The 19,499-nt window shown below is 49.6% G+C and carries 17 protein-coding genes and 1 pseudogene; 11 read left to right on the top strand and 7 right to left on the bottom strand.

Features of this window, described 5'->3' with window-relative positions:
* Positions 1 to 5: 5 nt before the first annotated feature.
* A complete protein-coding gene (rpsR, locus tag B2739_RS07195) occupies positions 6 to 233 on the bottom strand; it encodes a 30S ribosomal protein S18 (RefSeq protein ID WP_007643439.1) in 228 nt (75 codons plus the stop codon).
* A gap of 2 nt (positions 234 to 235) precedes the next feature.
* On the bottom strand, positions 236 to 679 hold the full coding sequence (gene rpsF / locus B2739_RS07190) for a 30S ribosomal protein S6 (RefSeq protein WP_331345188.1): 444 nt from the start codon (positions 677 to 679) through the stop codon (positions 236 to 238).
* 273 nt (positions 680 to 952) lie between these two features.
* Between rpsF and B2739_RS07185 the strand changes: the two genes are divergently transcribed.
* A complete protein-coding gene (locus tag B2739_RS07185) occupies positions 953 to 1,468 on the top strand; it encodes a hypothetical protein (protein WP_331345187.1) in 516 nt (171 codons plus the stop codon).
* A gap of 205 nt (positions 1,469 to 1,673) precedes the next feature.
* Positions 1,674 to 2,765, top strand: a pseudogene (locus tag B2739_RS17890) (family 16 glycosylhydrolase); the annotation flags it as partial.
* A gap of 1,103 nt (positions 2,766 to 3,868) precedes the next feature.
* Here B2739_RS17890 and B2739_RS17885 read toward each other — a convergent pair.
* Complete coding sequence (locus B2739_RS17885) at positions 3,869 to 4,078, bottom strand: pentapeptide repeat-containing protein (RefSeq protein WP_414633215.1); 210 nt, start codon at positions 4,076 to 4,078, stop codon at positions 3,869 to 3,871.
* On the opposite strand from B2739_RS17885, the gene B2739_RS17880 reads away from it, so the two are divergent.
* From B2739_RS17880 to B2739_RS07155, 6 genes are all read left to right on the top strand, one after another.
* Entirely contained in the window at positions 3,996 to 4,958 is a 963-nt protein-coding gene (locus B2739_RS17880; RefSeq protein ID WP_414633214.1) for a discoidin domain-containing protein, read from the top strand. The two genes, B2739_RS17885 and B2739_RS17880, sit on opposite strands and share 83 nt — an antisense overlap.
* 301 nt (positions 4,959 to 5,259) lie before the next feature.
* Complete coding sequence (locus tag B2739_RS07175) at positions 5,260 to 8,883, top strand: discoidin domain-containing protein (RefSeq protein WP_331345185.1); 3,624 nt, start codon at positions 5,260 to 5,262, stop codon at positions 8,881 to 8,883.
* 257 nt (positions 8,884 to 9,140) lie between these two features.
* Positions 9,141 to 9,764 carry a hypothetical protein gene (locus B2739_RS07170; protein WP_331345184.1) on the top strand — a complete coding sequence of 208 codons (624 nt, stop codon included), beginning with the start codon at positions 9,141 to 9,143 and terminating at the stop codon, positions 9,762 to 9,764.
* Positions 9,765 to 9,978: 214 nt separating this feature from the next.
* The gene (locus B2739_RS07165; RefSeq protein WP_331345183.1) at positions 9,979 to 11,283 is read left to right on the top strand and encodes a P1 family peptidase; all 1,305 of its coding nucleotides are present in this window, start codon (positions 9,979 to 9,981) and stop codon (positions 11,281 to 11,283) included.
* 13 nt (positions 11,284 to 11,296) lie between these two features.
* Positions 11,297 to 11,983: a hypothetical protein gene (locus B2739_RS07160; protein WP_331345182.1), complete on the top strand. Its 687-nt coding sequence runs from the start codon at positions 11,297 to 11,299 to the stop codon at positions 11,981 to 11,983.
* Between the two features lie 11 nt (positions 11,984 to 11,994).
* Positions 11,995 to 12,372, top strand: a complete 378-nt coding sequence (locus B2739_RS07155; RefSeq protein ID WP_331345181.1) for a GFA family protein — start codon at positions 11,995 to 11,997, stop codon at positions 12,370 to 12,372.
* A gap of 93 nt (positions 12,373 to 12,465) precedes the next feature.
* Here the strand turns inward: B2739_RS07155 and B2739_RS07150 are convergent, their stop codons facing one another.
* On the bottom strand, positions 12,466 to 12,660 hold the full coding sequence (locus B2739_RS07150; protein WP_331345180.1) for a hypothetical protein: 195 nt from the start codon (positions 12,658 to 12,660) through the stop codon (positions 12,466 to 12,468).
* A 180-nt stretch (positions 12,661 to 12,840) separates the two neighbouring features.
* On the opposite strand from B2739_RS07150, the gene B2739_RS07145 reads away from it, so the two are divergent.
* On the top strand, positions 12,841 to 13,326 hold the full coding sequence (locus B2739_RS07145; protein ID WP_331345179.1) for an arsinothricin resistance N-acetyltransferase ArsN1 family B: 486 nt from the start codon (positions 12,841 to 12,843) through the stop codon (positions 13,324 to 13,326).
* Between the two features lie 74 nt (positions 13,327 to 13,400).
* Positions 13,401 to 13,919 (top strand): META domain-containing protein, encoded by a 519-nt coding sequence (locus B2739_RS07140; RefSeq protein WP_331345178.1) that lies wholly within the window; start codon positions 13,401 to 13,403, stop codon positions 13,917 to 13,919.
* A gap of 148 nt (positions 13,920 to 14,067) precedes the next feature.
* On the opposite strand, the gene azu is transcribed toward B2739_RS07140, so the two are convergent.
* Positions 14,068 to 14,517: an azurin gene (gene azu, locus B2739_RS07135; protein WP_331345177.1), complete on the bottom strand. Its 450-nt coding sequence runs from the start codon at positions 14,515 to 14,517 to the stop codon at positions 14,068 to 14,070.
* 309 nt (positions 14,518 to 14,826) lie between these two features.
* Between azu and B2739_RS07130 the strand changes: the two genes are divergently transcribed.
* Positions 14,827 to 17,829: a DUF748 domain-containing protein gene (locus B2739_RS07130; RefSeq protein ID WP_331345176.1), complete on the top strand. Its 3,003-nt coding sequence runs from the start codon at positions 14,827 to 14,829 to the stop codon at positions 17,827 to 17,829.
* Positions 17,830 to 17,887: 58 nt separating this feature from the next.
* On the opposite strand, the gene B2739_RS07125 is transcribed toward B2739_RS07130, so the two are convergent.
* Together B2739_RS07125 and B2739_RS07120 are read right to left on the bottom strand one after the other, a co-directional pair.
* On the bottom strand, positions 17,888 to 19,012 hold the full coding sequence (locus B2739_RS07125) for a helix-turn-helix domain-containing protein (protein WP_331345175.1): 1,125 nt from the start codon (positions 19,010 to 19,012) through the stop codon (positions 17,888 to 17,890).
* Positions 19,013 to 19,219: 207 nt separating this feature from the next.
* The gene (locus B2739_RS07120; protein WP_331345174.1) at positions 19,220 to 19,399 is read right to left on the bottom strand and encodes a DUF3012 domain-containing protein; all 180 of its coding nucleotides are present in this window, start codon (positions 19,397 to 19,399) and stop codon (positions 19,220 to 19,222) included.
* Positions 19,400 to 19,499 lie beyond the last annotated feature (100 nt).

Genomic DNA, 19,499 nt, shown 5'->3' with positions numbered 1-19,499 from the left:
ACCCCTTACTCGTGGCTGTCAGTGTATGGAATCAAAGCCAGGTAACGGGCACGCTTGATAGCAGTAGCCAACTGACGTTGGTATTTTGCTTTGGTACCAGTGATACGGCTTGGAACGATTTTGCCAGTTTCAGTGATGTAGGCTTTCAGGGTTTCAACATCTTTATAATCGATGCGCTTGGTGCCTTCAGCGGTAAAACGGCAGAATTTACGACGACGGAAAAAACGTGCCATGGTTATACCCCCTGCTCTTCTTCAAAGTCTTCAGCATCAACACCGTCTTCATCAGACAGGTCTTCTGCATCAGCATCATCACGACGTTCAGCGCGTGGTGGACGTGCTTTACGCTCGCGGCCTTCTTTTTCAGCTTTGAGGATGAACGATTCTTCAGTGATCGCAGCATCTTCACGCAGAACCATGCTACGCAGGATGGCATCGTTGTAACGGAAGTTGGTAGTCAACTCTTCCAACACAGCATCAGAGCACTCAACGTTCAACAGAACATAGTGAGCCTTGTGTACTTTGTTGATTGAGTAGGCCAATTGACGACGGCCCCAGTCTTCAAAACGGTGAACTTGACCACCGTCGTTTTTGATAGCAGAGGTGTAACGCTCTACCATTGCAGGTACTTGTTCGCTTTGGTCCGGATGAACCAGGAACACGATTTCGTAATGACGCATTTATAGCTCCTTACGGGTTAAAGTCTCCCGGTATGTTGCAGTAACGATCCAGTGAGACAAGGAGTAGCCGGTTTTTGAATGATTTCTCATTACATACCCCCGGCCGGTTTGGGGTGTGGCATTTTACGGATTTGATACTAGTGAAGCAAGACAAAAATCATCCAACACCGAATACGCCTTCTATGTAATTTTCCTGAGTATGTTTACCCAAGCTCCCTCCCGCTTTAGCAAAGCCCTGTTAAACTTTCCTGTAGCAAACAGGAGGATTGAGTAATGTCCGCAGAATTCTGGGAAATCGGTAGCTATGTAGTAACCACCTTGGGTTTACCCATGGCGATTTTTGTCTTTTTATATGAACAGCGCAAAGAGCGTGAAAACGAAGAAGAAGAGGTTTATCAGTTACTGTCTGACAACTATCAGGACTTTTTAAAAGTGGCACTGGAACACCCGGACTTGCGCCTCTTTTCTACAACGGGAACCAGTAATCTCAACGAAGAACAAGAGGAGCGACTACTGATTATATTGAGCATGCTCACATCACTGTTTGAGCGCGCTTACCTGCTTCTTTACGAAGAGGATATGGAATCCAAGCAAGCGCGCCGCTGGAACTCCTGGGAGGACTACATCATGGAATGGTGTAACAAACCACATTTCCGCGAAATGCTGCCCAGACTGCTGACCGGTGAAGACCCAAGCTTCGCTGCTTATATTGAAAAAATGGCAGCACAAGCCAACCAACATCTATCACCTTCGATTAATCCATCACCTTCGCTTAATAAAGTAGGCTGACGCACCACGCAGTAGCCAATTCATTCCCTTCCCGATCATTTAAACGTCTTTTCCCACCTGTCCCACTTTGCGCTTTCGCTAAGTGGGGCTTCTCAGTTTTATACAACCCGCAAAAAACAGGAGGAACGCCTGCCTGCAGAGGTGAAATATTGCCCAACATGCAGTGGACTGACTGCATCGATAACAAACAAAAACGCTAACAATAATGAATCGAGAGGCAATTATGAAAATCCCCGCCCGCTACGGCACGCTTCCTTATGGACTGAAAACAGGATTACTGACAGTAGGATTGTTGGCACTTGGCCACACCGCACAGGCACAGACCTGCGGCTGGAACCAGGTATGGAGAGATGACTTTGACGGCACATCGCTCAACCGCAACTACTGGTCGCAGGAAGTGAATGGCGATGGCGGCGGCAATGGCGAACTTCAGTACTACACCGATCGCCCCGAGAACATGTGGGTTAACGGCGGCTTGCTGAATATCAAAGCAATCCGCGAAGCCTACCAAGGCAAGAGCTGGACATCCGCCCGTCTGCGCACTAAAAACGCTCAAGACTGGACCTACGGCAAGATCGAAGCGCGCATCAAAATGCCTAAAGCGTCCGGCACATGGCCTGCGTTCTGGATGATGTCCACCGAATCGCAACGCGACAGCCACGGTTGGCCAAACAATGGCGAGATCGACATCATGGAAGCCGCCGGCACCCATGAAGACATCAGCGGCACCCTGCACTACGGCGCTTACTGGCCTTACAACGGCAACACCGGCTGGCCAAACCCGGACAATCTGATCGCTCCGGAAGCGGGCCGCACCAAAACCGACTGGCATACCTATGCCGTGGAATGGTACGAAGACCGCATGGTCTGGTCGATTGACGGCGTACCCAAAATTTCCAGCTCGCGCAGCAAACTTGATGGCGTAAACCCCGTCCGCTCCAACTGGGATTCTTTCTATAACCGTCCCTTCCACGTCATTCTAAATCTGGCGATTGGCGGCTGGTTCCCCGGCTTCCCCGATGGCAGCGAAGCCCCTGAGCAGTTAATGCAAGTGGATTACGTTGCGGTATTTAAAAACGACGCAAGCTGGTCAATTGAAGGCGATACCTATGTGTATCGCGGCGAAACCTTTAAGAAATACCGCGTCGATGGCCCTGCCAGCGCCAGCTACAATTGGTCACTCCCTGCTGGTGTCAACATCGTTTCCGGCCAGGGTACACGCGAAATCGTTGCGTCTATTGGCAACAGTGCCCGCTCTGGCAATTTCAGCGTCACCTTTAACAGTGGTTGCAGCCTGAAAACCGTTAGCAAGCCTGTCACTATCGAGCAAGGCCGTACCCAAACCCTCGCCAATTATGAGAGCGGGTTAGGGCTTACTCATGTGCAAAATGGCGTGGCGATGGCGGCGGGTGCAGTGGTCAATAACCCTGCACCGGGCACAGTGAATACCTCCAGTAAAGTATTGCGCTACACCCGCGATGCCAGCCAACAGTGGGATAACCTCAAGTTGACCGGCTTTGGCAAACTCAATGCAGGCGAGCTGCGCTCTGGCCGCGCCAAGATTTTTGCCGACATTTACTACCCCGCAGGCTCTCCGAACCTTTTGGGTAAAGAGATTGGCGGTGGTCTGGAAAATAATGCCGTCGTGAGCGTCACCCCAAGTTGGGATGGCAATACCGGCCGCCTTGCCCGCTTTAATGGCACCATCGGCAAAGCAGGTGAATGGCATACCGTGGAGCTGGGCTATACCGGCACTCCGGATTCGGCGATTGCGGCAAGCCAGGCGGACAATCTGGTATTGATGGTAGAAGCAGGCTCAAACCGCCCAGCGGATTTCTATCTGGATAACATCCGTATCCTATGGCCGGACAATGGTTACAGCGTCAAGCAAACCATCGCCAACTTCGATGGCACCAGCAATGGCGCAATCAAAGCAGCACCTTATACCAGTGGTGTGCGCACGATCGTCGCCAACCCTGCGCCAAATGCAGTGAACTCTTCACCGAACGTGCTGCGTTATGTGCGTGATGCCGGCGCCACTTACGATACCCTCGCGTTTAACGGTATTACCGGTATTCCCGATGCAATGGATGCCCAGCACGGCATGGTGCGTGTGGCGGTTGATGTTTACACCACAGCGCCGGTAGGCACCATTATTTCCATGAATCTGGAAAACGAGCTGCAAGTCAGCGCTGTGACTCCGGCAGATTGGCAAGTGGGTCGCCACAGCTTCTACCAAACCGAGACCACCAAAACCGGTCAGTGGGAAACGCTGGAATTCAATTACAACTTCCGCGCAGCGCTGGGTGATTGGGCGAACAACAAAGCCTCTGCTCCGTTTACTGGCGTGGATCAGTTGATATTCCTCATCACCCCCGGCGTGGCCAGCACAGGCACCTTCTACTTCGATAACTTCCGTGTGATGGAGTACAACAAAGACGCTCCTGCCACAGCGGGCAGCTCTTCTGCTCCGTCCAGTACAGCACCGTCCAGTGTTGCACCCTCAAGCACAGCACCATCCAGTGTTGTGCCATCAAGCGTGGCAAGTAGCAGCAGAAGCTCCGTTGCACCGTCCAGTGTTGCACCGTCCAGTGTTGCACCATCGAGCACTGCGCCATCAAGTAGTGCTCCGTCCAGTAGCTCAGCAGCCTGTGGTAATTGTCCTTCAGTGTTGGTATCACAAGGCCGTCCGGTGACCGCCAGTACCCAAATGACACCTGCTGCCAATGCTGTAGATGGCAACCCCGGTACCCGTTGGGAATCCAACCATGGTATCGACCCAAGCTGGATCACCGTTGATCTGGGTAGCAACAAAGCCTTGACCCAAGTCGTGATTGATTGGGAAGCGGCCAACGCAGGTAGCTACCAGATTCAGGGTTCTACCAACGGCACCAGCTGGACCAACCTGAAATCGGTCACTGGCGGCACCTTTGGCACCCGTACCGATACCCATGCAGTGAGCGGCAGCTATCGCTATGTGCGCATTTATGCCACAGCGCGCAGTGCCGGCAACCAATGGGGCTATTCCATCTGGGAATTGAAAGTCTATGCACAGGGCACACCGGCCAGCAGCTCTGCTGCAAGCTCCAGCCTTGCACCGGCAGCACCGCTGAATATTGTCGCCGCGACCGCCAGCACCGCCTTAACACCGGCAGCGAATGCGATCGACAAGAACGGTGGTACCCGTTGGGAATCATTCCATGCACTTGACCCAAGCTGGATCGTATTGGATCTGGGCAGCGCCAAAACCTTGAACAGCATTGCGATCGACTGGGAAGCCGCTAACGCAGCGACTTACACCGTGCAAGGTTCGAATGACAACAGCAACTGGACAACCCTGGCCACCCGCACCGGCGGCACCTTTGGCACCCGTACCGATACCCTGAATATCGCCGGTAGCTACCGCTATGTACGTATCCACGCAACCGCCCGCAGTGTGGGCAACCAGTGGGGTTACTCAATCTGGGAAGCGCGCGTGCTGGGCTGGTAACAAGCTCCCTCAACCCGTGCCCGCAGACCCGTTGGGCACGGATACCTTCTCACCCGGCATTGCCAGCAATGCCAATGCCGGGTGATTTTTTAGAACCGGTTTATGGATGTAAGCAAGCACGCTGATAACGGATCAGCTAACGGAAAAACGACAAGGCAAGACAGTGTTAACAATAACAAGCCAATTGATGTGAAACCTGCAGGCAGGCAAAACCTGGCTGTGATGTAAGTAAAAAACACAAATAACGAAGTGCGATTTTTTATCACTCCACCGAATAAAAAATAATTCCCTTGGAGGAACTATGCATTTACTACTACAACTCTCTTCTCTGAAGAGGAAACCCCTCGCTGCAACCCTGCTTGGCCTCGGCCTGTGTGCAGGCACAGCACAAGCCCAAACCGCCTACAACGACCCTTGGTGGGCAAGCCCCAATAACAACACCAGCTTTGTCGATCAATTCGATGGCGTGAGCATCGACCGCAATAAATGGCTGGTGGAAAAAAATATCTTTGTAAATGGCGAAGATATTGATTATCAGGACGTGGAATACCCCGCCGCTGACTGGACCTTCCGCGTCGGGCAACCGGACGCTGGCGCAAACGATGGCAAGGTGTTGAACCTGAAAGCCCGCTATATGGATGGCCAGATCCAGGACTACTACGGCGGCAATGCCGGACAAGGCAAGCCGCTGTTTATCCGCGCGGGCCGGATTGAATCGCAAATTACCGACGATTCGACCTTCGTCTACGGTAAGTTTGAAGCGCGCATCAAAATGCCGCCGGCGCGCAATGGCGAATTCCCCGCCTGGTGGTTATTAGGAAACTTCCCGGATGTGGGTTGGACCGCGTGTCAGGAGCTGGACATTATCGAGTTCACCGGCGCCAACGCGAGTAAAGCCCCGCAAACCCACTGGTCAGCGCCCTACCCGGCTTATGGCGGCAACCCATTTGGTACCACTTACGCGCAACTGGGCATTAACCCAAGCGACCAGTACATCACCTATGGTGTGATCAAAACTCCTGAGTCGGTTGAGTACTACATCAACGGCGTCAAAACCTACACCTGGACCAAAGCCGAGCGCGGCGACCAGCCCTGGCCCTACGTTACCCCGATGCGCATGATCCTCAACCACGCCATTACCCACGTGGAATGGCCGGATGTTGGCAACTACAACAAGTTCAGCACCGACGCGAATGTGGCCAACAAAACCGGCTACACCCGCACCACCAATGGCGTGACCGAGTATGAGTACATCGATACCGCGGCCATGAACACCAATATCGGCCGCACCGGTACTGACTTCCTGGTGGACTACGTAGCGCATTGGCCGCTGCCGACTACCGACAGCTGGCACAAGTACATCGACGAGAGCAAATACAGCTTCTTCCGCCCCACCAACAACACCAAAGGCTTCTACTCGCTGAAAGGCTGGATGGCACCTGTGTCGGTAACCGCGGATGCGTACTTGCAGGAAGGCGATAACGCCTACCGCGACAACAGCGCCAAGAACGCGGCTGACGGCTATGTTGGCTCCAAGTGGGCAACCCCACGCGATGACAATATGCACTCGGTCACCATCGATTACGGTGTGGACAAACCCATCAAGTACTTCTGGATCGAGTGGGCGTGGAATCTGCCCAAGTCCTATGACATTTACGGCAAAACCTCCTCCGGCAACTGGGAATACATCCTCAGCTCTGACCAACAGAGCGTAGGTTGGGCAACCCATACTTTTGATGTAAATAAGACTTACCGTTACGTCAAACTCGTTACCAAAGGCCGTATCGATAAAGCCGAGCCGATCTGGCTGCTGGAGTTCAAAGCCTTTGAAGATGTGGCCAACGTCTATCCAAAACCCGCTGGCACTGCGCAAGTAGACCGCAGCATCAACGTGCTGGGTAACGGCGCATTCAACGATGGTTTGGCAGGCTGGCAAGGCGAGAACTACGACGGCTCGGGTGCCGCTTATTCCGTGGTAAACGGTGAAGCGCGCATCACCGCCGCGGCACAGGGCACTGGCGCAGGCTCTTATCAGTTGCACACATCAGGCTTTGGCTTGAAACGCAATTACCGTTACCAGGTGAGCTTCCGCGCTCGCGCTGCATCGCCACGCAATATTCAGGTGCGTTTGTCCGAAAACCAATTGAACCCGTCCACCGCTGGCACCTATTTGCTGCAAACGGTCGCACTGGGTACAACCATGGCGAACTACAGCTTCAATCTGGACTTTACTGCGGGTGATAACGCCGGCCGTCTTGCCTTCCTGTTCGGCAATATGGGCAATGCGACCACCTTTATCGATGATGTTGTGATCCGCGAGATCGCCTATATCGGCTCGGGTGATCCATTGGTTCCAGCGATCAGCGCAACCAACTTCTCTGGCGCAAGCTCAGGCTGGGAAAGTGAATGGTGGGGTGTTGCCTCACGCGCGGTCGATGGCTCAACCGGCAACAAAGCCAGCGGCCGTCCAGGTGTGGCAGACAATCAGGACTTGTGGGTCAGCGTGAATATCGACCCTGACTTTGAAGTAAAAGAAGTCTTGGTAGCGGGCGATAAATCTGCACCGCGCAGCCTTTCCCAGTTCAAAGTGGAATACGGCACTGCCAACAACACAATGATCGACTGGACCAACAGCAACACCGATGGCACCTATGAAGGCTTCACCGGCTTCAGCGCTTATCCGCCAGCGAATGAACGCAATTTCCGCTTCTGGTTCCGCCCACCGGCAGGCCAGGTAGTTGAAGTGGCCGATGTACAGTTGATGGCAGTGGATCTGAAACCGCACCGCATCTATGCCATTAATTTGGACGGCGCAGGCAGTATCAGCCCTGCTGGCACCATCCGTTACAGCAAAAACAACACGGATTCCGCGACCTATACCTTCACACCACCGGCTGGCAGACAAGTCGCGAACGTGATTGTGGATGGCGTTTCACTGGGTGCATTGAACAGCTACACCTTCAATGCGATTTCAGCGAGCCACACCATTGCAGTGTCGTTCACCGGATCTGCGCCTGCATCATCAGTCGCCAGCTCCAGCGCGCCCTCATCAACACCGTCCAGCGTGAGCAGTTCAAGCGCACCGGCCTCGGTATTGGTATCACAAGGTCGTCCGGTAACGGCAAGCACTAACTTCCAACCTGCCGCTAACGCTGTCGATGGCAATCCCGGAACACGTTGGGAATCTAACCATGGTGTAAGCCCAAGCTGGATAGTTGTGGATTTGGGCTCCAGCCGCAACCTCACGCAAGTAGTAATCGATTGGGAAGCAGCCAACGCCGCCACCTATGAGATTCAGGGCTCAACCAACGGTACCAGCTGGACGACATTGAAATCGGTCACTGGCGGCACCTTTGGCAACCGCACTGACACCAACGCTGTGAGCGGTAGTTATCGCTATGTACGCGTCTACGCTACTGCCCGTAGCGCGGGCAATACCTACGGCTATTCGATTTTCGAATTGAAGGTGTATGCGCAGAGCGCAGCCGCTAGCAGCAGTTCCGTATCAAGCACTGCAACACCGGCGCTGTTAACACCAGTGAGCGCAACGGCGAGCACGGCCTTAACACCGGCGGCGAATGCGATCGATAAAAACGGCGGCACCCGTTGGGAATCAGCACACGGGATTGACCCAAGCTGGATCACCCTCGATTTGGGCAGCGCAAAAACACTGACCCAAATTGCCATCGATTGGGAAGCGGCTAACGCGGCGGCTTACACCGTTCAAGGTTCCAATTCACCAAACTTCGCGGACAACGCCAACTGGACCACCATCGCCAGCAAATCCGATGGCACTTTTGGCAATCGCACCGACACACTCACCCTGAACGGCAACTACCGCTACCTGCGCATTAATGGCACCGCGCGCAGTGCAGGCAACCAATGGGGTTATTCAATCTGGGAGGTGCGCCTGACCGGATATTAATTAAAAAAGTATGGCCGTTATTCGGTGACACCATTAAACCGCCCGCGATTTTTTTACGGGCGGTTTTTTGAATTCACTGCGATATGAGTTTGACGTTGGATTTTATGTTTCGAAACCGTCAAGTCAGGGACGACTTGACGGAGCTACATGGATGTATTTATGCATTTTCGAAACATAAAATCCAATGGCAAACGTATGCCGGAGTGATATCTACCACATAAAAAAGCATTATCAAAAATCAACTAATGGACACGACCATGAAAAAATTTCACTCACTCTTTTTATCATTATTGTTATCACTGGGTTTAAGCGCCGCCGCAACAACACAGGCAGCAGTCATCACCTTTGATGATTTGCCCGCAACCGAACTCGATGCAATTCCAACCGGTTATCGCGGATTTAACTGGGGCGCATCGCATATGGTCAACGTCAATTATTTCCATAAAGATTTAATCCCCGGCACCGGATTTGAAAATGGTGTTGTCTCTGGCGATTACGCCGCGTTTAATTTTCTCGCCACCACAAGCACAATTACTGGCGATATATTTGATTTCAACGGTGCCTATTTAACCGCAGGTTGGAATGATGGATTAAACATTGAAGTCACCGGTTTTTTAAATAACCTGGCGCTCTTCACCAAAACCGTTGTCGTCAGCACACAACAAGCACAATGGTTTGATTTCAGTTTCGTCGGCATCAACTCCCTCAGCTTGCGGGCTTGGGGTGGAACCTCTATCGATGGCACCACCGGTAATGATTTTTTCATTATGGATAACTTCACCTACAACGAAGCTACCAGCGTATCCGAGTCATCCTCACTTGCATTATTGCTGCTCGGCGTAGCAGGAATTGTATTAGGCCGTAAAAACACCAAAGCCTAATCCCACACAGTTGTAGCATCCCTGCTTTGCCGCTACCAAGCGATTGGTAGCGGCGTTTTTGTTTTTGGGGTAGATTCCCCAATCCACCGTAGGTTGGTGCTGAGCGCAGCGATGCCCAACATGACCATCTCGCCGCAATATTTCGATTTGGAAAATACACATGACCAAGCAGAGCTTGGTAACGAAAAATCATTCACCCTTTGAGAAATAAAAAATGATGGACCAAAGCAACAACCAATACAGCACAATAAAATTTGAGGCGAAAGTAGCGAGCAAAATGGAAATGACAAACGGCAATAGCTCGACTAACCCTATGAATGTTTTTTTACAGCGGATTGCGCTGCATCGTCTTGCTCTTCAATTGATTGCGATGCTGGCAGGCCTCTCCATTCTGCACGCTACAGCGCAAGATGAACCGCGAGTACGCGCCCGTGATTTAGGTGTCGCGCCGGGTATCTTCAGCCCTGGCACTAACAACGCGATCACCGATGTCGCCGGTGTGCGTGTAGGCCAAGTGACGCTGCGAAAAGGCGACAAAATCCGCACCGGTGTCACCGCGATCCTGCCGCACGCAGGCAATCCCTACCGCTCACGCGTGCCCGCTGCATTTCATGTCGGTAATGGCTTCGGTAAATTCATCGGCACAACCCAAATCACCGAGCTGGGCGAACTGGAAAGCCCGATCTTGCTGACGTGCACGCTGTGCGTGTGGAAGGCAGCGGATGCTATGGCCGAGTGGATGCTAGCGCAGCCGGATATGCAGGAAGTACGTTCGCTCAATGTGGTCGTGGGCGAGACTAATGACGGCAGGCTCAATGACATTCGCGCACGCCCGATCACCGCTGCTGCAGTGCGCACTGCATTGGAAAACGCGAAGAGTGGGCCGGTGCAGGAAGGCAGCGTAGGTGCGGGCACCGGCACTACGGCGTTCGGCTGGAAAGCAGGCATAGGCACATCATCGCGCAAACTGCCCGAGAGCTTGGGCGGTTTTACCGTGGGCGTGCTGGTGCAGGCTAACTACGGTGGAGTACTGCAAGTGGCAGGTGCGCCCGTGGGGCGAGAGCTTGATCGTTATGCGTTCCAAAACGCCATCGCTGCGCGAGAAAATACCCGCGGATTGGCTGATGATCGCGGCGATGGTTCAATCATTATTGTGATTGCTACCGATGCGCCCTTATCAGATCGCAATCTGCAGCGTTTGGCTTCACGCGGCATGATGGGATTGGGTCGTACCGGCAGTTCCGCATCAAACGGCAGCGGCGATTACATACTGGCATTTTCAACCGCCGAGTCAGTGCGCCGCCAGTTTGATGCAGCGCGTTTGCAGACGACCGAATTGGCGAACGAACAGATGAGCGCCGTATTCCAAGCCAGCGTAGATGCAGTGGAAGAGTCGGTCTACAACGCTTTATTCATGGCAACAACAGAGACTGGCAATGGGCAAACAGTGGAAGCTATTCCGTTGGATCAGGTGCGGAAAATTTTGAAAGCGCATGGTGTGGATGTACCTGCGCAATAAGGAGCACCAAACAATGCGCAAAATATTCTTTCTTTTTTTAACGTTGTTTATTACCGCCTGTAGCAGTACAAAAATCCATGTTTATACAGTGGGGGTTGATCAACACACCCAGCGACAACTGCTTCAATCACTGAACACAGCAGGCTTCAGGGCTCATCAAAAGACAATTCCGCTACCGCCGTTAAAAGAGGGGGCTTACATCATTTACACGCCCGGCTCCCGCTCAACACACGTCAATCAACAGATTGAACAAATATTGGAATCGCTGAATTTGCCAGCACCGGAATCACGCCTGTTTAGTTTGGGAGAGGGAATTAGCGCGCACCGCTACACTAAAGGGAATGTCGGCCTTTATGTAATCAACAATACAGCGCAACAAACCGATAGCTTAAAAAAGTTTCTCGATGAAAGCAGCATATTGGATTGGGAGCTTGGCTCTGTGAATTGTTCTGAATCTTATATTGTAGATTTTATGGGGGACGGCAAGTCTTATATTAGTCAGCTGGAAGACGGAAAAGAAATTTCCTCACTCAATTGGAAAATTCACAACAAAAAATTGATATTAACCACAGCATTCAAGCGCTACGTTTACGACATATCGGAAGCGGATAAAACCATAACACCAAGCCAACAATACCCGGAGCCCTACGGCTGCCAATTTCGCAGCAATTTTGAAACTACTGTCCATGTAAAACCGTAACGGAAAAACATATGATCTACCAAGGCAACTGCCATTGCGGCGCAATTCAATTTGAAGTGGAAGCACCGGACGAGGTGGAAGTGGAAAACTGCAATTGTTCGATCTGCAATATGACCAGTTTTTTGCATTTAATTGTGCCTAAACGCAATTTCAAACTGATCTGCGGTAAAGACAACATCACCACCTACACCTTCAACACCGGCGTTGCAAAACACACTTTTTGCAAAACCTGCGGCATCAAACCTTTTTATATTCCGCGCTCAAACCCTGACGGGGTAGATGTAAATTTGCGCTGCTTAACTCCGCAACCACACTCCGTAAAAATTGTGAATTTTGATGGACAAAATTGGGAGCAGCATGCGCACACAGTTGCGCATAAGAGTGTGTAACCTGCGTAGCCCGTATGGAGCCTAGCGAAATACGGGGGTTTTCGCACAAGGAAATGTCTTCCCGCATTCCGTTACACTCCATGCGGGCTACGGTCAGGCTTTATGGCCAAGAATCCGCGACGGCAAAAATAACAGCGCTTTCAGGAATGCAAAGATTGCATCAAAGGTAATACCGATTAACCTGAACGGTAAAGAAATCAGCCACACAATCGGCCACAGCACCAACGCCAAAAGCGCCAGTGGCCAGCAGATTACCCATAACAACAACCACAAAATAAACGTCAACATATTCCCCCCACCCTATTCCGAACAATCTGTTTTAGCTTAGATGCAGATTGTGAGCAATTGGATTCAATCCTTTTTGCCACAAAGCCGAATTTATTGGCACGATTACGGAAATTGCGCCAATATCTCCCACATCTCACAATTGCACCTGACACAAACAACAAATACGCTAATGGAGCCAGCATGATCATCCGCCACTGTACGATTAACGACATCCCTGCCATTTGCGATATCTATAACCACTACATCGAACACACTGTCATCACCTTTGAAGAAAACCCTGTCAGCATTGAGCAGATGCGAGAGCGGATCGAAACTATTACAAGTACCTTTCCCTGGTTGGTATGTGAAGCTCAGGGTGAAGTGGCCGGATACGCTTATGCAAGCAAATGGAAAGACCGCAGCGCTTACCGGTACACGGCTGAAGTCACTGTGTATTTGCATCATGAAAAAACAAGCGCAGGCATTGGCACGGCTCTGTATACGGAATTGATTGCTCAACTTAAACAACAGGGAATGCATATGCTGCTGGCATGTATTGCATTACCCAATACCGCCAGCGAAAACATTCACGAAAAATTTGGTTTTGCGCAAGCCGCCCATTTTCCACAGGTGGGATTCAAATTTAACCGCTGGATTGATATTGGCTATTGGCAGAAAGCGCTGTAGCGATGCAAAAAGCGCACTACAATGGTTATCGATTCATGCGTAAATCAATTACACCGTTCACCAGGAGGTTATCAATGAAATACAAATTAGCGATTTTATTATTATCAGCAGCAACCGGCGTTGGCTGCAGCCCAAAAGAACCCGCAGCCACCGACGCAACAACAACCACATCGGTGGTGGCTTCATCAACAGTAACGCAAACCAGCACTGAATCTACTTCATCAGCCGCGTCGGAAAATGTTTCTATCAATTTCATGAATACCTATTGGAAACTGGTTGGGTTGAACGGCAAAGATGTTGTGGTGATCGATCAACAACGCGAACCCCATATTGTGTTTGGTGAAGACAATCGCGTGAGTGGCTCAGATGGATGCAACCGCTTTATGGGCGGCTATCAACACACTGATACAGAATTAACGTTTTCGCAAATGGCAGGAACCAAAATGGCCTGTATGGAAGGCGACGAACAAGCACAAGCATTTACTGATGGGTTATCGCAAGTTTCACACTATCAATTGCAAGGGGAGCATTTGGATTTGAAAGACAACACCGACAAGGTCATCGCGCGTTTTATTGCGGTAGCGCTGCCTTAGTGTTTGTTACTATTGAATCAATAACAACTAACCAACTGCTCATCAACAAAAAACTGCGCAATAAATACTGGGCAAAAATACTGACACATAAAAAACCAGCCCGCAAAAGCGGGCTGGCAAAAAAGAAAACAAACAAAAAAAATAAAAATTATTGCAAGGTCAAACTACCCTGCATAAGAGCGATATGCCCGGGAAATGAACAGAAATAGGTGTAGGTTTCACCTGCCGTCAATTTGCTTACCGGGAAAGTTACCGATACGGTCTCACCACCGCCAATCAAATGTGTGAATGCAATAACCCGCTCATCACCCGCTTTAATGTAGTGGTTATCTGCGCCTGCCGCCAAGCCATCGCTGGCAACACTTTTGGCATCTGCCGCTTTACTCAGCACCCAGTTATGCCCCATCACATTTTTGGGCAATTTTCCGGTGTGCACTAAATTCAAGGTAAATTCTTTACAGCTACTTTTTACCGCAATCGTTTTTTGATCAAACTGCATAGAATCATTACTGTTCAGGGTAAATGAACACTCATCTGCATGGGCAAATTGAACGCCAGCCAATAATAATGCAGACAATGCGAAAACAGACTTTTTCATAACGGAGCCTCTCTCTAATAGTGGATAGTGAATCATGGGGCAAAGCGCTACTTTACCCAAAATGCCCTGTTCCAATCATTGCTATTAATGCTTAGATTGGTTAATGCCGCAGACGTATCTTTACGCTCTTCCTTGCCACACCAATTGTAGTGCGAACCTCTGCAGGGTGGCGAGGTCAAAATTTATCGCCAATTACGCAGAAATTAACAGTCATTGGCAACCAAGGCCGCTAGACTGGATTGCACAGACACCTCCTCACACATTGATACTCGCCCGCAATACCGGGCAACAACAGATTTGGTTTTATTCATGACGAAAGAAACTGCCAACACATCATTTCGCGCCAAGTATCTTGCCTGGTTATCCTGGCGTCGCCCCTGGGTATGGCTGCTTGGCTTATTGCTCAGTTACAACCTGGCACTTGCTGTTATTGCGCCTATGGTCATTAAAAACCGGTTAAATGACATTGTTGTAAATCAATTAAAGCTCAATTTGGATATTGGGGGGATATCCATCAACCCTTATGAATTTACCCTTGAGATAAATGACGCAAAAATCTCCGGGCAAGGTTTGGATCAACCACTGGGGTTTGATCGTCTATTTGTCGATTTGCAAGTGTGGAATTCACTGAGCAGTCTATGGCAGTTGGGCGAATGGAAATTCAATGAAGTGCAGCTCACCGGAATTTATGGCGAATTCAAACGCATCAACAGTACCACACACAACTTCACTCACATTTTTAACAACCTTAAAACCCGTTTAACGGGTCCATCCGATAACAATACAACTGTTGCTAATACACTGAATGATGGCACCAGCGTGTCACCGCTAAAATTGTTTATAGAAAATATTTACGTGCAAGTTGAACAATTCCACATTGAAGATCAGCTACGTAAAAACACCTTTAAAACGGATATAGGGCCAATTGATTTTCACATCCAACAATTCAGTAGCCTGCCCAATACCACAGGACAGCAATCCTTACACTTAAAAACGGATCGCGGTGTTGAGCTGAGTTGGAAAGGCAATATCAGTGTTGCGCCTTTTGCCAGCAAGGGCGATGTCACCATCAATGGCCCACTGTTAACAACACTGGCAGATTACTTCAGTGAAGAGTTTAACGTTGCCATCACTACCGGCGATTACCAATCCACCTTTAAATACGATATTCACCAAACAAAAAGATCAGCCATAGCGGTTCATATTTTTGATATACAAACTCAAGCGAAAAATATAAAGGCCTCGCAGCTAACCAATAATGCACCATTGCTCTCACTTAACGAAATTATCCTGAGTGGAGGCGAATTCAAATGGCCGGAAGAACAGGTTCACATACCAGACATCACATTAAGCACTGGCGATTTATGGCTAACGACTACACAAGATGGAACACTCAATTGGGCGCAATTAAGTGCGGCAGACGACCATAGCGACGCAGAAAAATCGGCTTGGCAATTCACCAATAATACCCTGTCGGTCACTGGCATAAACTTGCACTATACAGATTCATCGATCAGCACTGCTTCACAAGTCAAGGTTAGCAATATTGCCTTTCAGGCAAAAAACCTGAGCACAAAAGAAAATCAACCCGTAGAAGTGTCTGCCAATTTCTATTTGCAAGGCGGAAAATTTGAATCAGCCGCAAGATTACAGATCAATCCACTCAAGAATGCGGCAGGAACTTACACCATTACAAAATTCCCGATGAAAGCCATGCAAACGTTTATTGATGACTATGCATTGGTTGACATTATTGAAGGCGAGCTTTCAGCGGAAGGTAAAATTACATCAAAAGAAGAAGTCATCCAAATTCAAGGAAATGCGCTGATTGACCAATTCACGCTGCAAGAGAAGTCATCCGGAAAACCAATACTCACATGGTCACAACTGCGGATTAACCGCATAATTGCCAATACCCAAGATAAAAAAATCAACATCGGGCGTATGCGTTTTGATAAAGCTTTTGCCGATTTCAATGTATTCCCGGATGGCAGCCACACACTATCCAGAGTATTAGTGTTACCCGAAAAACCTGCTGAACCAGCAACAGTGACAACAACTGATCCGGCTAGCGAATTTACCTATTTAATTGGCCGTATTGATTTTGATGATGCGAGCGGGAAATTTTCTGATGCATCGCTCCCACTGCCTTTCTCGGCTGACATTACCCACATCAATGGCACTATTTCCACATTGGACTCAACCAGTAACACACCCGCCGATGTAAAACTGGAAGGACAAGTCAGCGACTTTGGCGAAATGGTGATGAGCGGCGCTATTTTTCCGCTGGAGCCCACACAAAAAACCCGCATGCAATTGACATTTAACAATATTGATATCGCCGACTTTTCACCCTACTCCATTAAATTTGCAGGCCGGGAAATTGCCAAAGGAAAAATGAATCTCGACCTGGAATATGAAATCAATAAAAGCCAAATGCTGGGGAAAAACAATATTGTGTTGCACGATTTCGCGCTAGGCAAAAAAGTCGCGCAACCTGGCGCGGCCGATTTGCCGCTCGACCTTGCCATTGCACTCCTAAAAGATAAAGACGGCACCATCCGCGCCGATCTGCCGGTACAGGGTAATGTTGACGATCCGCAATTTGACTACAGCAAAACCATTCGCCGCGCGTTGAGCAAACTGATCACCAATGTGGCCGCAGCACCATTTCGTTTTTTAGCCGGATTGGTTGGCGTGGGCAGCAATAAAGATTTAGGTTACATCAGCTTTTTTGCTGGCCGCACCGATTTATCGCCCGCACAAACTGAAAAAGTCCAGCAGCTGGGCGAAGCAATGCTTAAACGCCCGGACTTGCAAATCACTATCGCAGGCGCTTACTCAGCGACGTTTGATACAGACACACTCAAAGAAGAAAAATTTAATGCCGCGTTGCGCGGGCAAATATCCCAAAACCTTACCGATGCCAATATCGGTTCACGCAAATACATAGCAACACTGGAAAAATTATACGCAGAGAAAAATCTCACGCCGAGCCTTGATGAATTAAAACGAAACGCACTCAACCAACCGGATGATGAGAGTGACAACATGGATCGATTAGCTTATGTGCGATCAATAAAAGATGCGCTGGTTGCTACCGAGGTAATTTCCCAGGAAGATCTTATTCAACTGGCCAACAAGCGCGCGCAAGTTGTGTACGAACAGCTTAGCCAAACACCGGGTATCGATATAAGCCACATCAAAATGGCAGCCGCCCACGAAGGACAACTGAATAAAGACAACAAATTAAAACTGGAACTGAAAGCCAGCCTGAAGAAAACAAAAAGCCAAAAAATCGCATCGCCATAAACAAAAATCCCCGCTTTATTGGCGGGGATTTTTTACGAAAGCTGATAAACAAACACCACTAGCCTTTTTGCCGATATTCCGTTGGCGTAATCCCTACCATACGTTTAAAGAAACGGTGGAAGGCTGAGGGGCTGTTAAAGCCGGACTTGTAGATAATTTCAAGAATGGTTTCGTCTTTGAATTCAGGTGCAACGAGCAAACGCTTGGCTTCTTCTACGCGGTAGCGATTGATAAATTCAAAGAAGTTACTCTGGTAATGCATTTTCAAGATCGCGGAAATATCGCGCGGTTTTAAACCAATCTGCTCAGCGAAACGCTCCAGATTGATATTGCTCTCCAAAAATAATTTATCTTCATGGATCGCCTTTTCAATAATCTGAACCTTATGATCCATTTTGCTTGGCTGTACCGGTTTTGCTACAGGCACAGCGTGCACGCTAAGCAATTGTCGGGTGTTGATTAGGCCAAATACAAACAACCCGTTCACCAGAATGACTGTGAGGTAATTGTCGATAATCCCCAGCGTATCGCTAACAGACGCGCTCACCAATCCCTCTAACAAATACGCTAACAACGACCACAACCAATGCAAACAAAAACCGGCCAGTACTACATCAGCCAGTTTCAATTCCGATACCGCAATATCGGAATACAAATGTTTTAACTGCTCGCGCAATTTATATTCCGCAATAACACAGGCAATGATGTAACCCAGCGGCGATAGTTTTACCAACGCCCACAAAAATGCTACCACCGCGTTTTCTACACCAGTGAGTTCAGTGGCAGGTTGCCATTCCAGGCTATCAATACCGAATGCGACCAATAAGATGACCGCCACAAGCGCCGGAGCCAGGTGCAACAAGTTTCGCCAGCGCAACAACACGACATGTTGCGAAAGCGAGCGCAAATAAAAATACAGTACCGGCCCCTGCAGCAACAGACACGCAGCCAGCACAGTGACAACAACCGGTGTGTGATTGATTGCGGCGACTTTCAGATCGCCATTCCAGACGATTAACGTAGTGGTTAACACCAGCGCAATCAGCACAAAAAATCCCGCTAGAATTCGCCGGGGCTGGATATGTTTGGCAGGCAACAGATTCAATAGCACAGCCAGCACACCGCACTCTAATGCGGTGAGCACCAGTACTAAATCATGGATATTTAGAAAGTTGGTTTTCATCAGGTCTTTCTCTGGATCGCTCTGGATCTCTCTCGTTTTTGTATAACGGCGCAAGATTTATAGGGGCGTAAACGCGTGTCGATATTGACTAACCAATCAGGCAATTTTAATGGCGGTGTGCAGCACCAAACCAATACCTATTGTTAGCGTTATATTATTTGCGCCGATCGTTATTCAACACGCCTGAAAAAGCCACGCGAACAAACACTACTTGAATACGCAATGCTTGGCGTAGTCTTTCGCTTCATTCATTGTCAGTTCGCCCTTGGGTTTGTTTTCAATATTTTTGCACCACTCAGGGCTGCCAACTTCGGGCGCGCAGGCCGTTATCAGGGAGACAGAGATCATAACCAACAGCAGTTTAGAGACGCGGAAGAATGTGTGCATATAGTGTCCGGATTATTCGAGTTGTAAGTGGGTTGCGGCTGGGAACGGTGTCAGGAACCACTACCAGCGAGTGCACACCGGCAAGGATAGCAGAGCTCTT

This window comes from Cellvibrio sp. UBA7661 (assembly GCA_002483365.1).
In the GTDB taxonomy this organism is placed as follows: Bacteria; Pseudomonadota; Gammaproteobacteria; order Pseudomonadales; family Cellvibrionaceae; genus Cellvibrio.
The sequence above is the reverse complement of the archived record's forward strand: the minus strand, read 5'-3'. Positions and strand labels throughout refer to the sequence as shown.

Bases quoted from the DNA above. Each gene is read 5' to 3' on its own strand.
- rpsR (WP_007643439.1), bottom strand. From the start codon at position 233: ATGGCACGTTTTTTCCGTCGTCGTAAATTCTGCCGTTTTACCGCTGAA.
- rpsF (WP_331345188.1), bottom strand. From the start codon at position 679: ATGCGTCATTACGAAATCGTGTTCCTGGTTCATCCGGACCAAAGCGAA.
- B2739_RS07185 (WP_331345187.1), top strand. From the start codon at position 953: ATGTCCGCAGAATTCTGGGAAATCGGTAGCTATGTAGTAACCACCTTG.
- B2739_RS07175 (WP_331345185.1), top strand. From the start codon at position 5,260: ATGCATTTACTACTACAACTCTCTTCTCTGAAGAGGAAACCCCTCGCT.
- B2739_RS07170 (WP_331345184.1), top strand. From the start codon at position 9,141: ATGAAAAAATTTCACTCACTCTTTTTATCATTATTGTTATCACTGGGT.
- B2739_RS07165 (WP_331345183.1), top strand. From the start codon at position 9,979: ATGATGGACCAAAGCAACAACCAATACAGCACAATAAAATTTGAGGCG.
- B2739_RS07160 (WP_331345182.1), top strand. From the start codon at position 11,297: ATGCGCAAAATATTCTTTCTTTTTTTAACGTTGTTTATTACCGCCTGT.
- B2739_RS07155 (WP_331345181.1), top strand. From the start codon at position 11,995: ATGATCTACCAAGGCAACTGCCATTGCGGCGCAATTCAATTTGAAGTG.
- B2739_RS07150 (WP_331345180.1), bottom strand. From the start codon at position 12,660: ATGTTGACGTTTATTTTGTGGTTGTTGTTATGGGTAATCTGCTGGCCA.
- B2739_RS07145 (WP_331345179.1), top strand. From the start codon at position 12,841: ATGATCATCCGCCACTGTACGATTAACGACATCCCTGCCATTTGCGAT.
- B2739_RS07140 (WP_331345178.1), top strand. From the start codon at position 13,401: ATGAAATACAAATTAGCGATTTTATTATTATCAGCAGCAACCGGCGTT.
- azu (WP_331345177.1), bottom strand. From the start codon at position 14,517: ATGAAAAAGTCTGTTTTCGCATTGTCTGCATTATTATTGGCTGGCGTT.
- B2739_RS07130 (WP_331345176.1), top strand. From the start codon at position 14,827: ATGACGAAAGAAACTGCCAACACATCATTTCGCGCCAAGTATCTTGCC.
- B2739_RS07125 (WP_331345175.1), bottom strand. From the start codon at position 19,012: ATGAAAACCAACTTTCTAAATATCCATGATTTAGTACTGGTGCTCACC.
- B2739_RS07120 (WP_331345174.1), bottom strand. From the start codon at position 19,399: ATGCACACATTCTTCCGCGTCTCTAAACTGCTGTTGGTTATGATCTCT.